Here is a 13,695-nt window from a genome sequence, read left to right on the forward strand (position 1 = left end):
ACGAGTCAATATTGACAGCGTTGGTTTTTCTTGTTAGAATATAGATATTCAATTTTGAGTTGACAAGACTCAGTAGTTAAGTGACGATAGCCTAGGAGATACACCTGTACCCATGCCGAACACAGCAGTTAAGCCCTAGAACGCCTGAAGTAGTTGGGGGTTGCCCCCTGTTAGATACGGTAGTCGCTTAGCAAGATTTGGAGAGAAATCTCCATATGGGAGTTTAGCTTAGTTGAAAGTGAGAGGCAATCGAGCTTTCAAGTTGGAGATGAGGAAGACGAAGTTTTCTTCATTGCCCAGCTGAGCTAAGTCCCACCCATTGGGAGTTTAGCTCAGCTGGGAGAGCATCTGCCTTACAAGCAGAGGGTCAGCGGTTCGATCCCGTTAACTCCCATATCATGTTACTAAAAGCGTTAATAAATCCGAATGAAAATAGGAAACTGACACAGAGTGAATGACTCTAGAAAGTTAATTTTTTTCACTAGGATTTTAGCTTGAGTACAGATAGGTCCCGTAGTGTAGCGGTTATCACGTCGCCCTGTCACGGCGAAGATCGCGGGTTCGATTCCCGTCGGGACCGTTCGGATTGTTTGTGGTACAATTCAAAGAAAGATATAAGACTCGTTAGCTCAGTTGGTAGAGCAATTGACTTTTAATCAATGGGTCGCTGGTTCGAGCCCAGCACGAGTCATATGCGGGTTTGGCGGAATTGGCAGACGCACCAGATTTAGGATCTGGCGCTTTCGGGCGTGGGGGTTCAAGTCCCTTAACCCGCATAGAAATAGAGATAGGCCGGCTTAGCTCAGTTGGTAGAGCATCTGATTTGTAATCAGAGGGTCGCGTGTTCAAGTCATGTAGCCGGCATTCAGAAGAATTGCGAACGTAGTTCAGTGGTAGAACACCACCTTGCCAAGGTGGGGGTCGCGGGTTCGAATCCCGTCGTTCGCTTTAAGAGCCGGGGTGGCGGAACTGGCAGACGCACAGGACTTAAAATCCTGCGATGGCAACATCGTACCGGTTCGATTCCGGTCCTCGGCATGGACTACATATATAGTTAGCACCCTTAGCTCAATTGGATAGAGTACCTGACTACGAATCAGGCGGTTAGAGGTTCGACTCCTCTAGGGTGCATCACTCGCTTAATGGAGACGTTAGGGGAGCTTTATTTTTAATGATATCGGGAAGTAGCTCAGCTTGGTAGAGTACTTGGTTTGGGACCAAGGTGTCGCAGGTTCGAATCCTGTCTTCCCGATTCAATATTTGGCGGTGTAGCTCAGCTGGCTAGAGCGTCCGGTTCATACCCGGGAGGTCGGGGGTTCGATCCCCTTCGCCGCTATTAACTTGTTGCTGGACCTTTAGCTCAGCTGGTTAGAGCTCTCGGCTCATAACCGAGCGGTCGTAGGTTCAAGTCCTACAAGGTCCATTTGGAGGATTACCCAAGTCCGGCTGAAGGGAACGGTCTTGAAAACCGTCAGGCGTGTAAAAGCGTGCGTGGGTTCGAATCCCACATCCTCCTTTACTTATTATCGCGGGATGGAGCAGCTAGGTAGCTCGTCGGGCTCATAACCCGAAGGTCGTAGGTTCAAATCCTGCTCCCGCAATTCTATTTATATTATGGATTATGGCTCGGTAGCTCAGTTGGTAGAGCAATGGATTGAAGCTCCATGTGTCGGCGGTTCGATTCCGTCTCGCGCCATTACATGGCTATGTCCAAGTAGTTACTTTATTTCTTGGGCGCGTAGCTCAGATGGTTAGAGCGCACGCCTGATAAGCGTGAGGTCGGTGGTTCGATTCCACTCGTGCCCATAAAATAATATGGAGAATTACTCAAGAGGCTGAAGAGGACGGTTTGCTAAATCGTTAGGTCGGGTAACTGGCGCAAGGGTTCGAATCCCTTATTCTCCGTAAGTGAACGAGATTATCTATTGATATTCTCGTTTTATTGTATTTTCAGTAGAGGGTCTTTTAATGAATAAATTGTCTAAGCTCATCATAGCCTTTTTCGTTTTCCTAATTCTATCGTTTTCATTGCTGTTTGTTACGACAAGTGGCAGTCATGACATTCCGTTTCTTTCTAGTATTGTTTCTGGAGTCATGACGCCTATAGAAAAAATTTTTTCACCAACCGTTTCATTTATTACCGCACAAAGAACAAAGATTGAGGATCTTTTTTCTACTTTTAATGAAAATCAAGAATTAAAACAATCTATCGGTTCACTTGAGAATATTTCTGAGGACAATGAAACTTTACGTTTAGAGAATGAGTCATTAAGAAAGGATTTAGGGATTGTAGCTTCATTTCCTGAAAAATCTTTTCTTTCTAGTTTTGTTTTAGTTAGAAATCCTGTATCTTGGACTGAACAATTGATTATCGATGCTGGAACTGAACAGGGTGTTGTTGAAAATATGTTAGTTGTAGCGAATGGTGGGCTTGCTGGGATAGTTACAAATGTTGAGTCTTCTTCTGCTAATGTTAAATTGTTAACTAATTCTGATGAATTTACTAAAATACCAGTTAAAATTTCAACTCAATCTGGTGATATTTATGGTATTTTGTCTGGTTATGATTCAGATTCAAATAGTTTTGTTGTGAATCAACTTAATTCTATGGATGAAATTAAAATTGATAGTAATGTTGTAACTAGCGATTTAGCAGGGACAACACCTGCAAATATTCAAGTTGGGAAAGTCAAATCTATTAGTTCAACAAGCAATAATTTGAATAGAGAAGTTTTTATTGAGCCAACTACCGATTTTTCTGAGATTTATTCGGTCTTATTAGTGGAGGAATAATATGAAATATAGCTCATTACGCTTATTAGTTTTTCCTTTTTTATTCTTCATTTTTTTGATTGATAGCCAGTTATCAACTTTATTTACTACAGTTTCTTTTAGTCATTTTTCTATTTCGAGCCATCTTTTGCTTTTAGCTGGTCTGTATCTAATTGACCTCATTTCTTTGCCATCGTCCCTATTTATTTTTATTGTACTCGGTTTAATTTATGACCAATATTATCTGAATATCCTTGGAATTGCAACTACAATTTTTCCTCTCTTGATATTTGTTATCTATTATTTCTACAAATCTTTCGAACGCAATTGGTTCGTTGATTTACTAGTTTTTTTGGTGTTAATCTTCTATTTTGAATTTGTTAGTTATTTGTTTGCTAGGATTTTTCATCTGACGAATTTGTCAGTCTTTATTTTTACTTTTTATAATCTACTACCTAGTTTAATCATAAATAGTGTTATGTATTGTCTAGGAAGACCGGTTTTTAAGCGTTTTTTTGACATTACATATAAGACATAAAAATGTAATAATTGCGTAATATTATTACGCTATTTTTTTGTTAAAATGATAGAGTCAGAATATGAAAGAGGAGTCTAATTTAGTATGAAGAAAAAAATCTTAGCTACATTGATGTTAAGTACTGTTGTTTTATCGAATGTTAGCTATGTGGCTGTGATTAGCGCAAATGATATTGATAGTCAGATTGAAGCTAAAAACCAAGAAATTAGTAGTCTCACTGAACAGCAAGCAGCTGCACAACAACAAGTTGATAATATTCAAGGTCAGGTTGACGAAATTGTTGCTGAGCAGGCTAAATTAAATGAAGAAAATTCTCGTTTAGAAAGTGAATCTGCATCATTAGCGGCTGAAATTGAACGTTTGTCTGCTGATATTGTGTCTCGTGATGGTGCATTGAAAGAACAAGCTCGTAGCGCACAAGTTGATGCTTCAGCATCTAGTTACATCAATACTATTTTAGATTCAAAATCAATTGTTGATGCAGTGTCACGTGTGAATGCTATGCGTGAAATTGTTACTGCTAATAATCGTATGTTAGAGCAACAAAAAACTGATAAGGAAGCTATTGTAGAAAAACAAAAGGCAAACCAAGAAGCAATTAAGACTTTGGCGGCTAATCGTCAAAAACTTGAAGATGATGCTCAAGTTTTGGAAGTACGTCAGGCTGAGTTAAAAGCGGCTCAATTGAATCTTGCGGCAGAAAAAGCGACTGCTGAAGATGAGAAGTCAGCGTTGTTGGCAGAAAAAACTGCTGCTGAAGAGGCGGCTCGTCAGGCTGCAGCTCGTCAAGCGGCATATGAAGCTCAACAAGTTGCTTTGGCTCAACAACAGGCAGTCTCAATTGTTTCAACACCTGTTGCACAATCTAGTACTGAAACAGTTGTAACTTCTTCTCAAAGTCAAGTAGTTGAACAATCAACAACTGTATCAACACCTTCAAATTCATCCTCTTCGTCTTCATCAGCAGCATCTAATAATGCAAGATACAATGCTTCATCTTATCCTGTAGGTGAATGTACATGGGGTGTTAAATCTCAACTGTCATGGGTTGGTCCTTATTGGGGTAATGCTAACCAGTGGGTTGCATCAGCACGTGCAGAAGGTTTTAGTGTTGGGACAACTCCGCAAGTTGGAGCAGTTGCTGTTTGGGTTGGTGGAGCATATGGACATGTGGCTTTAGTTAGTGCTGTTGAAAGTTCTACAAACATTCAAGTCTCAGAGTCCAACTATATGGGTCGTCGTTATATTGGTAACCACCGCGGTTGGTTTAATCCTACGACAACTTCTGAAGGTACAGTTTATTATATTTATCCTTCATATTGATTTGTTATTTTTATTAGAGCGTAATCATTGTGCGCTCTATTTTTTATTGAAAAATGAAGTAAAAAACGTTAAAATAGTAATGGTAGAAAAATATAGGAGGCAGTCATGTCGTTTACTGACTTAAAATTGTTCGCACTATCATCTAATCAAAAGTTAGCAGAGAAAGTGTCACACATCATAGGGATCCCATTAGGAAAATCAAGTGTTCGTCAATTTTCAGATGGTGAGATTCAAGTCAATATTGAAGAGTCTATCCGTGGTACGCATGTGTTCATTCTTCAATCAACTAGCTCACCAGTCAATGATAACTTAATGGAAATTTTGATTATGGTAGATGCTCTAAAGCGTGCATCTGCAGAATCAGTAAACGTTGTTATGCCTTACTATGGTTATGCACGTCAAGACCGTAAAGCACGTGCACGTGAGCCAATCACTTCTAAATTGGTTGCAAATATGTTACAGACAGCCGGAGTTGATCGCTTGTTAACGATTGATTTACATGCCGCGCAAATTCAAGGTTTCTTTGATATTCCTGTTGATCATTTGATGGGAGCTCCTTTAATTGGTGATTATTTTGAGCGTCGTGGTATGGTAGGAGATGGCTATGTGGTTGTATCTCCAGACCATGGTGGTGTGACTCGTGCTCGTAAATTAGCTCAATTCTTAAAGACTCCGATTGCAATCATTGATAAACGGCGTAGCATTGATAAGATGAATACATCAGAAGTTATGAATATTATTGGTGATGTTGAAGGGAAAACCTGTATTTTAATTGATGATATGATTGATACAGCAGGTACGATTTGTCATGCTGCAGATGCATTAGCAGAAGCGGGTGCAACAGCTGTCTATGCTTCTTGTACTCACCCGGTTTTATCAGGACCAGCGATGGATAACATTAGTAAATCAGCTATTAAGAAATTAGTTGTTTTGGATACAATAGAGATTGCTGAGGATCGCTTGATTGACAAGATTGAACATATTTCGACAGCTGAATTATTGGCAGAAGCGATTATTCGTATTCATGAAAAACGTCCACTGTCACCTTTGTTTGAAACAAGTCGTGGTTAATACGTAAAAGAAGAGTTAAATGACTCTTCTTTTTTACATTTATTTGGAAATTATATTATAATAGTTCTATATGTTTTTGAGGTGACAGTATGGATTTATTAAATCGTTTCAATAAAAATTTAAATCGAATCGAGGTATCAATGATTCGTCAATTTGATCAGTCAATTTCTGATGTGCCTGGGATTTTAAAACTGACCTTGGGAGAGCCTGATTTTACAACACCGGATCATGTAAAAGAGGCAGCAAAAGCGGCAATTGATGCGAACCAAAGTTACTATACAGGTATGGCTGGACTGCTGGATTTGCGTGAAGCTGCGGCTGAATTTGTAGCTAAAAAATACAATTTAACTTACAATCCAAATACTGAGGTTTTATCAACAATCGGTGCGACCGAGGCTTTATCAGCTAGTTTAGTGGCCATTTTGGAGGCCGGTGATACTGTTATCCTGCCTGCTCCTGCCTACCCTGGTTATGAACCTATTGTCAATATGGTAGGGGCAGACATCGTTGAAATCGATACGACTGCTAATGATTTTGTATTGACACCTGAGATGTTGGAAGAGGCGATTATTGAGCAGGGGGATAAGCTAAAAGCTATCATTCTCAACTATCCTGCCAATCCAACGGGTGTGACTTACTCACGGGAGCAAATTCAGGCTTTTGCGGATGTCATTCGGAAGTATCCAATTTTTGTCTTGTCTGATGAGGTTTATGCAGAGTTGACTTATACTGGTCAGCAACATACATCAATTGCAGAATTTTTACCAGAGCAAACCATTTTGATTCAAGGACTTTCTAAATCTCATGCTATGACGGGATGGCGGATTGGCTTGATTATGAGTCAGGCTCCGATTATTGCTCAAATAATTAAAAGTCACCAGTATCTAGTAACAGCTGCAGCGACAGCTATGCAATATGGTGCAGTGGAGGCCTTAAAAAATGGTAAGGATGATGCCTTACCGATGCGGGCGGAATATGTCAAGCGTCGGGATTATATCATCGAAAAGATGACTGACTTGGGCTTTAAGATTATCAAACCTGATGGTGCTTTTTATATCTTTGCCAAAATACCTGCAGAATACAATCAGGATTCATTTAGTTTTTTACAGGATTTTGCTAAGAAAAAAGCAGTTGCCTTTATTCCAGGTGCAGCTTTCGGTAAATACGGGGAAGGGTATGTACGTATTTCTTATGCGGCAAGTATGGAAACAATTCAAACAGCTATGGCTCGTTTGAAAGAATATCTTAAAGAAAATGGAACGAATTGAAACCAGAGGAATCGTCCTTTATAATCAAGATTTCCGAGAAGATGATAAACTGGTCAAAATCTTTACCGAGAAGTCTGGCAAGCGAATGTTTTTCGTGAAACATGCCTCTAAGTCCAAGTTGGTAGCCTCTATTCAGCCGTTGACACATGCGGATTTTATTGTCAAAATTAATGATGATGGTTTGTCTTATATAGAAGATTTTCATCAGGTACAGCCATTTAAATCAATTAACGGTGATATTTTCAAGCTCAGCTACGCCACCTATATATTAGCTTTGGCAGATGCGGCCTTGCAGGACAAGGTTTATGATCCAGCTCTTTTTGCTTTCTTGGTCAAAACCTTGGACTTGATGGAGTCGGGTCTGGATTATGAAATTTTAACCAATATCTTTGAAATTCAGCTATTGGGTCGATTTGGTGTTAGTTTGAATTTTCATGAGTGTGCTTTCTGTCATCGAGTAGGTCAGCCTTTTGACTATTCCTACAAGTACAGCGGGGTCTTATGTCCGCAACACTATCAACAAGATGAACGACGGGCTTATCTGGATCCTAATGTTCCCTATTTACTTGATCAATTTCAGGCTATTTCCTTTGATGAGCTGGAAACCATTTCCATCAAGCCTGAGATGAAACGCAAATTACGTTTTTTTATTGACCAGTTGTATGAAGAATATGTGGGGATTCACTTGAAATCAAAGAAATTTATAGATGATTTGTCTTCTTGGGGGCAGATTATGAAACCAAGAACAGAAAATGAGGAAACAGAATGAAACGTATTGCAGTAGATGCTATGGGTGGGGACCATGCCCCTCAGGCAGTGGTAGAAGGTGTCAATCAAGCTTTGGCTACCTTTCCAGATATTGAAATTCAGCTCTATGGCGATGAGGCAAAAATCAAGAATTATTTGACAGCGAAAGAACGTGTCAGCATTGTCCATACGACTGAGAAAATCAATTCAGATGATGAGCCTGTCAAGGCCATTCGTCGGAAGAAAGAGGCTTCTATGGTCCTAGCAACCAAGGCTGTCAAGGATGGCCAAGCAGATGCGGTCTTGTCAGCTGGAAATACAGGTGCTCTTTTGGCGGCAGGCGTCTTTGTGGTCGGTCGCATCAAGCACATTGACCGTCCTGGTCTTATGTCTACCTTGCCGACTATGGACGGTAAGGGATTTGATATGATGGACTTGGGAGCAAATGCTGAAAATACAGCTCATCACCTCTATCAGTATGGTATTCTTGGCTCATTTTACGCGGAGCACGTGCGTGGTGTCAAACAACCTCGTGTGGGACTTTTGAACAACGGTACGGAAGATACCAAGGGAACTCCAGTTCACCAAGAGGCCTATAAACTCTTGGCGGAAGACAAGTCAATCAACTTTATCGGCAATGTGGAAGCGCGTGAGTTGCTCAACAGCGTGGCGGATGTGGTCGTGACGGATGGTTTCACGGGAAACGCTGTGCTGAAAACCATAGAGGGTACAGCAAAATCCATCGTTGGTCAGTTGACTGGCTCAATCAAGAATGGTGGTCTGCGTGCTAAAATTGGTGGTCTACTTGTTAAGCCAACCTTGAAAAAGGCGCTTGGTGCTATGGATTACAAAACAGCTGGCGGGGCAGTTTTGCTAGGTCTAAAAGCTCCGGTTATCAAGGCCCATGGATCCAGCGATGCTCAATCAATTTTCTACACTCTTAAACAGACGCGTTCGATTTTGGAGGCCGGTATTGTGGATAAATCAGTTGCCAAATTTTCTGTAGTGGAGGAAGACAATGAATAGAGAACAAGTCTATCAGCGGGTTGTTGAATTGATTCAAGATGAAAAAGGTGAGGATTTCGATGTTCAACCTGAGTCGACTTTAGCTGATTATATTGCTGCAGATTCTGTTGAAATTATGGAATTTGTGTTAAATTTGGAGGATGAATTTGGAATTGATATTCCAGATACTGCGATTGAGCGCTTTGAAACTCTTTCTGATATTGTTGATTTTGTTTATGAAGAAACACAAAAACGTTCGTAGTTTACGGGCGTTTTTCTTTACTTTTACAGGAAGATTAAGGTATTTCTTGAATATACGAACAAGCTGTGATAAAATAAACAAAAAGGTTAAAATAATTTGTGAAAGGCGAACATTTTTATGAAAACAGACCCTATCTATTCAGGAAAAGCTAAAGATATTTTTGCTACAAGCGATGATGATCAAATTGTTGCAGTCTACAAGGATCAGGCAACGGCTTTTAATGGTGGTAAGAAAGAACAGATTGCTGGGAAGGGTCGGCTTAATAATCTGATTTCTTCACTTATTTTTGAAAAGTTAAATGAGGCTGGTGTAAAAACGCATTTTATCAAGCGTTTATCAGATACGGAACAATTAAATGCGAAGGTGGATATCATTCCTCTTGAGGTTGTATTGCGTAATATTACAGCTGGATCATTTTCAAAACGATTTGGTGTGGAAGAAGGTATTGAGTTAACTCACCCTATTGTTGAGTTTTACTATAAAAAAGATGAGCTAGATGATCCTTTTATTAATGATGAACATGTTGCGTTTCTCAATATAGCTAGCCAAGAGGATATTGCTTATATTAAAGAAGAAACTCGCCGAATCAACGTTTTCTTGAAAGAGCTGTTTGCTCAGATTGGTTTAAAGTTGGTAGATTTCAAATTGGAATTTGGATTTGATAAAACAGGACAAATTATATTGGCTGATGAATTTTCACCAGATAACTGTCGTCTGTGGGATGTGGATGGAAACCATCTTGATAAAGATGTGTTCCGTCGTGGTCTTGGAGAGTTGACCGATGTTTATGAGGTTGTTTTAGAAAAATTGCAGAGCGTGAAATAGGGGATTTTAGAAAGGGATTGAAACCGTCCGGAAAATATGATTAGACTGGGAATTCACTAAATGTATTTGGTGATTTCTAAGTGTAAGACAGCTTTTCTTGTCGGACTTGGTATCTTGAATATGGCAAAACGTATTTTTGTTGAAAAAAAAGCAGATTTTCAAATTAAGGCAGAAGCTCTTCTCGAAGAATTGGTTCACAATTTGCAGTTGACTAGTCTATCCAATCTTCGATTAGTACAGGTATATGATATTTTCAATTTAGAGGAAGAATTGCTTGAACAAGCGATTAAGCATATCTTCATGGAACAGGTAACAGATAAGGCGTTGTTGGAAGAAGAACTGGGTTTAGAAAGCTCAGTCTATTTTGCCATTGAGGCTCTCCCTGGTCAATTTGATCAACGTGCAGCTAGTAGCCAAGAGGCTCTCCTTTTATTGGGTAGCCGTCAAAATGTACGTGTTCATACTGGTCAGCTTTTTATCTTAAATGGAAATGTACTAGAAGAAGAATTGGCTGCAATTAAGAATTATCTTCTTAATCCTGTTGATTCTCGTTTCAAAGATATGGAATCGCCTTTGCTGGAACAGGAATTTTCTGTTTCAGACAGCTCTATTCCAAATTTAGAATTTTTTGAAAACTATAGTGCTGAAGACTTTGCGATGTACAAGCGTGAAGTTGGTTTGGCCATGGAAGTGGAGGATTTATTATTTATCCAAGACTATTTCAAATCAATCGGTCGAGTGCCAACTGAAACAGAGCTCAAAGTCTTAGATACTTATTGGAGTGACCACTGCCGTCATACGACATTTGAAACAGAACTCAGAACGATTGACTTTTCAGCTTCAAAATTCCAAAAGCAATTGCAGGCGACATATGACAAATACATTGCGATGCGATCAGAATTAGGTCGATCAGACAAGCCTCAAACTTTAATGGATATGGCTACTATTTTTGGTCGCTATGAGCGTGTGAATGGTCGATTGGATGATATGGAAGTTTCTGATGAGATTAACGCTTGTTCAGTAGAAATTGAAGTGGACGTGGATGGAGTGAAGGAACCTTGGCTTCTCATGTTCAAAAATGAAACACATAATCACCCAACAGAGATTGAACCTTTTGGTGGGGCAGCAACTTGTATTGGTGGTGCTATCCGTGATCCGTTGTCAGGTCGGTCTTATGTCTATCAGGCAATGCGGATTTCAGGTGCAGGAGATATCACTCAACCATTAACTGCAACACGTGATGGGAAATTACCACAACAAATCATTTCAAAAACAGCTGCACATGGCTATTCTTCTTACGGCAACCAAATTGGTCTTGCGACGACCTATGTCCGTGAATACTTCCACCCAGGTTTCGTTGCCAAACGTATGGAACTTGGAGCGGTGATTGGAGCTGCTCCGAAAGAAAATGTAGTCCGTGAAAAACCGGTGGCTGGTGATGTGGTCATCTTACTTGGTGGTAAAACAGGACGAGATGGTATTGGTGGAGCAACAGGTTCGTCTAAGGTTCAGACTGTCGAATCGGTCGAAACAGCTGGTGCAGAAGTTCAAAAGGGAAATGCTATTGAAGAACGTAAAATTCAGCGTTTATTCCGAAATGGACAAGTGACACGTCTGATTAAAAAGTCGAATGACTTTGGTGCAGGGGGTGTCTGTGTAGCGATTGGTGAGTTAGCAGATGGTTTGGAAATAGATTTAGATAAGGTGCCACTCAAGTATGCAGGTTTGAATGGAACTGAGATTGCCATTTCAGAATCACAAGAGCGGATGAGTGTAGTCGTTCGTCCAGAGGATGTAGAAACTTTTATCGAAGCCTGTCGTGAAGAAAATATCCATGCTGTTGTAGTAGCTAAAGTGACGGATAAACCAAATCTAGTCATGACTTGGAATGGCCAAACGATTGTTGATTTGGAACGTTCTTTCCTTGATACAAATGGTGTTCGTGTAGTAGTTGATGCAAAAGTAGTTGACAATGCTGTCAACCTTCCCGAATTACGTCAGACATCACTTGAAACCCTAGAAGAGGATTTGAAGACAATTCTTTCAGACCTCAATCATGCTAGCCAAAAAGGATTGCAGACTATTTTTGACTCTTCAGTTGGTCGTTCAACAGTGAATCATCCACTTGGTGGGCGTTATCAGTTGACGCCGACAGAAAGTTCCGTTCAAAAGTTACCTGTCCAAGATGGTGTGACGACAACAGCTTCGGTTATGGCGCAAGGGTACAATCCATATTTAGCAGAGTGGTCTCCATATCATGGTGCAGCGTATGCGGTGATTGAAGCAATAGCTCGTTTGGTTGCAACAGGTGCAAACTGGTCTAAGGCCCGTTTCTCTTATCAAGAGTATTTCCAAAGAATGGATAAACAGGCGGAACGATTTGGACAGCCTGTAGCGGCTTTACTTGGCTCAATTGAGGCTCAAATTCAGTTAGGTTTACCATCTATTGGGGGTAAGGACTCTATGTCTGGTACCTTTGAAGAACTAACGGTTCCTCCAACCCTAGTTGCTTTTGGTGTAACCACTGCAGATAGTCGCAAGGTTCTTTCTCCTGAGTTCAAAACAACCAGTGAGAATATCTATTATCTTCCAGGTCAAATTTTATCGGAAGATATAGATTTTACATTCATCAAGTCAAACTTTGAGACTTTTGAAAAATGGCAGAATACTTATTCGATTACAGCAGCAAGTGCTATTAAGTATGGTGGTGTTTTAGAAAGTATCGCCTTGATGACTTTTGGAAATCAGATTGGTGCGACAATTGAATTAGAAACCGTGGAAACATGTCTGACAGGTCAATTAGGTGGTTTTGTCTTTACTTCTACTGAAGAAATTTCAGAAGCAGTGAAAATTGGACAGACGACAGAAGAGTTTGCACTTGTTGTCAATGGTGTCAAGTTGTTTGGACAAGATGTACAAGCTGCTTTTGAAGGAAAACTTGAAGAGGTCTATCCTACAGAATTTAAACAAAACACTTCTATAGAGGATGTCCCAGCCATTGCGAAAACAACGATTCGTAGAGCCAAGAAAAAAGTTGATGTTCCACTGGTGTACATTCCAGTTTTCCCGGGAACTAACTCTGAGTATGACTCAGCCAAGGCGTTTGAACAAGCTGGTGCCCAGGTAAATCTAGTACCATTTGTTACCTTAGATGGAAAGAGTATGGAACATTCCGTTGACACAATGGTGGACAATATTGACAAGGCTAATATTCTTTTCTTTGCAGGTGGTTTTTCAGCAGCAGATGAGCCAGATGGTTCTGCTAAATTTATCGTGACTATCTTGCGAAATGCCAAGGTCCGTTCAGCTATCGACCAGTTTATCGAAAAAGGTGGTCTCATTATCGGAATCTGTAATGGTTTCCAAGCCCTTGTTAAATCAGGCTTATTACCTTATGGGAATTTTGAAGAAGTAGTGGAAACCAGTCCAACTCTCTTCTATAACGATGCTAACCAGCACGTTGCAAAAATAGTTGAGACACGCATTGCTAATGTAAATTCTCCATGGTTATCAGGGGTTCAAGTTGGAGATATTCACGCTATTCCAGTTTCTCATGGTGAAGGGAAATTTGTAGTTACAGATGAAGAATTTGAAGTCTTGCGCAACAATGGCCAAATTTTCAGTCAATACGTGGATTTCACTGGTCAACCAAGTATGGATTCAAAATACAATCCAAATGGCTCATATCATGCGATAGAAGGAATTACTAGTGCCAATGGTCAAATCATTGGGAAAATGGGACATTCAGAGCGTTATGAAACTGGTCTCTTCCAAAATATTCCGGGGAATAAAGACCAGGGCTTATTTGCATCAGCGGTTCGCTATTTTACAGAATAAGAAAGTTCAGCAATCATTCTGGTTGAATAAACATAATAAAGGGAATA

At 40.1% G+C, this 13,695-nt stretch carries 10 protein-coding genes, 16 tRNA genes and 1 rRNA gene; all 27 read left to right on the forward strand.

Going from position 1 to position 13,695, the window contains the following annotated elements:
- Window positions 1-76: 76 nt before the first annotated feature.
- Window positions 77-192, forward strand: a 5S ribosomal RNA gene (rrf, locus tag D2A30_00095).
- Window positions 193-321: 129 nt separating this feature from the next.
- Window positions 322-394, forward strand: a tRNA-Val gene (locus D2A30_00100).
- Between the two features lie 113 nt (window positions 395-507).
- Window positions 508-580, forward strand: a tRNA-Asp gene (locus tag D2A30_00105).
- 38 nt (window positions 581-618) lie between these two features.
- Window positions 619-691: transfer RNA gene (locus tag D2A30_00110), tRNA-Lys, on the forward strand.
- Window positions 692-694: 3 nt separating this feature from the next.
- Window positions 695-776 (forward strand) — tRNA-Leu (locus D2A30_00115).
- A 15-nt stretch (window positions 777-791) separates the two neighbouring features.
- Window positions 792-864, forward strand: a tRNA-Thr gene (locus D2A30_00120).
- A gap of 12 nt (window positions 865-876) precedes the next feature.
- Window positions 877-948: transfer RNA gene (locus D2A30_00125), tRNA-Gly, on the forward strand.
- Window positions 949-954: 6 nt separating this feature from the next.
- A tRNA-Leu gene (locus D2A30_00130) sits at window positions 955-1,038 on the forward strand.
- 19 nt (window positions 1,039-1,057) lie between these two features.
- Window positions 1,058-1,134, forward strand: a tRNA-Arg gene (locus tag D2A30_00135).
- 44 nt (window positions 1,135-1,178) lie between these two features.
- A tRNA-Pro gene (locus D2A30_00140) sits at window positions 1,179-1,252 on the forward strand.
- Window positions 1,253-1,262: 10 nt separating this feature from the next.
- A tRNA-Met gene (locus D2A30_00145) sits at window positions 1,263-1,336 on the forward strand.
- Window positions 1,337-1,349: 13 nt separating this feature from the next.
- Window positions 1,350-1,423: transfer RNA gene (locus tag D2A30_00150), tRNA-Met, on the forward strand.
- 3 nt (window positions 1,424-1,426) lie between these two features.
- Window positions 1,427-1,516: transfer RNA gene (locus D2A30_00155), tRNA-Ser, on the forward strand.
- Between the two features lie 11 nt (window positions 1,517-1,527).
- Window positions 1,528-1,601, forward strand: a tRNA-Met gene (locus tag D2A30_00160).
- A gap of 22 nt (window positions 1,602-1,623) precedes the next feature.
- Window positions 1,624-1,696 (forward strand) — tRNA-Phe (locus D2A30_00165).
- 36 nt (window positions 1,697-1,732) lie between these two features.
- Window positions 1,733-1,806, forward strand: a tRNA-Ile gene (locus D2A30_00170).
- A gap of 11 nt (window positions 1,807-1,817) precedes the next feature.
- Window positions 1,818-1,905 (forward strand) — tRNA-Ser (locus tag D2A30_00175).
- A 63-nt stretch (window positions 1,906-1,968) separates the two neighbouring features.
- On the forward strand, window positions 1,969-2,793 hold the full coding sequence (mreC, locus tag D2A30_00180) for a rod shape-determining protein MreC (GenBank protein ULL20157.1): 825 nt from the start codon (window positions 1,969-1,971) through the stop codon (window positions 2,791-2,793).
- Between the two features lies 1 nt (window position 2,794).
- Window positions 2,795-3,310, forward strand: a complete 516-nt coding sequence (gene mreD, locus D2A30_00185; protein ID ULL20158.1) for a rod shape-determining protein MreD — start codon at window positions 2,795-2,797, stop codon at window positions 3,308-3,310.
- Window positions 3,311-3,394: 84 nt separating this feature from the next.
- Window positions 3,395-4,633 carry a CHAP domain-containing protein gene (locus D2A30_00190; GenBank protein ID ULL20159.1) on the forward strand — a complete coding sequence of 413 codons (1,239 nt, stop codon included), beginning with the start codon at window positions 3,395-3,397 and terminating at the stop codon, window positions 4,631-4,633.
- Window positions 4,634-4,738: 105 nt separating this feature from the next.
- The gene (locus tag D2A30_00195; protein ULL20160.1) at window positions 4,739-5,704 is read left to right on the forward strand and encodes a ribose-phosphate diphosphokinase; all 966 of its coding nucleotides are present in this window, start codon (window positions 4,739-4,741) and stop codon (window positions 5,702-5,704) included.
- Between the two features lie 89 nt (window positions 5,705-5,793).
- On the forward strand, window positions 5,794-6,972 hold the full coding sequence (locus tag D2A30_00200) for a pyridoxal phosphate-dependent aminotransferase (GenBank protein ULL20161.1): 1,179 nt from the start codon (window positions 5,794-5,796) through the stop codon (window positions 6,970-6,972).
- Window positions 6,959-7,741: a DNA repair protein RecO gene (gene recO, locus D2A30_00205; GenBank protein ULL20162.1), complete on the forward strand. Its 783-nt coding sequence runs from the start codon at window positions 6,959-6,961 to the stop codon at window positions 7,739-7,741. The genes D2A30_00200 and recO overlap by 14 nt, the downstream gene beginning before the upstream one ends.
- Window positions 7,738-8,745, forward strand: coding sequence for a phosphate acyltransferase PlsX (gene plsX, locus D2A30_00210; protein ID ULL20163.1), 1,008 nt, complete (start codon window positions 7,738-7,740; stop codon window positions 8,743-8,745). The genes recO and plsX overlap by 4 nt, the downstream gene beginning before the upstream one ends.
- The gene (locus D2A30_00215) at window positions 8,738-8,986 is read left to right on the forward strand and encodes an acyl carrier protein (protein ULL20164.1); all 249 of its coding nucleotides are present in this window, start codon (window positions 8,738-8,740) and stop codon (window positions 8,984-8,986) included. Before plsX ends, D2A30_00215 begins: the two co-directional genes overlap by 8 nt.
- Window positions 8,987-9,103: 117 nt before the next feature.
- Window positions 9,104-9,811: a phosphoribosylaminoimidazolesuccinocarboxamide synthase gene (locus D2A30_00220; protein ULL20165.1), complete on the forward strand. Its 708-nt coding sequence runs from the start codon at window positions 9,104-9,106 to the stop codon at window positions 9,809-9,811.
- A 120-nt stretch (window positions 9,812-9,931) separates the two neighbouring features.
- A complete protein-coding gene (locus D2A30_00225) occupies window positions 9,932-13,648 on the forward strand; it encodes a phosphoribosylformylglycinamidine synthase (GenBank protein ULL21957.1) in 3,717 nt (1,238 codons plus the stop codon).
- Window positions 13,649-13,695: the final 47 nt, after the last annotated feature.

It is taken from the genome of Streptococcus suis (assembly GCA_022354845.1).
GTDB lineage: Bacteria > Bacillota > Bacilli > Lactobacillales > Streptococcaceae > Streptococcus > Streptococcus suis_AA.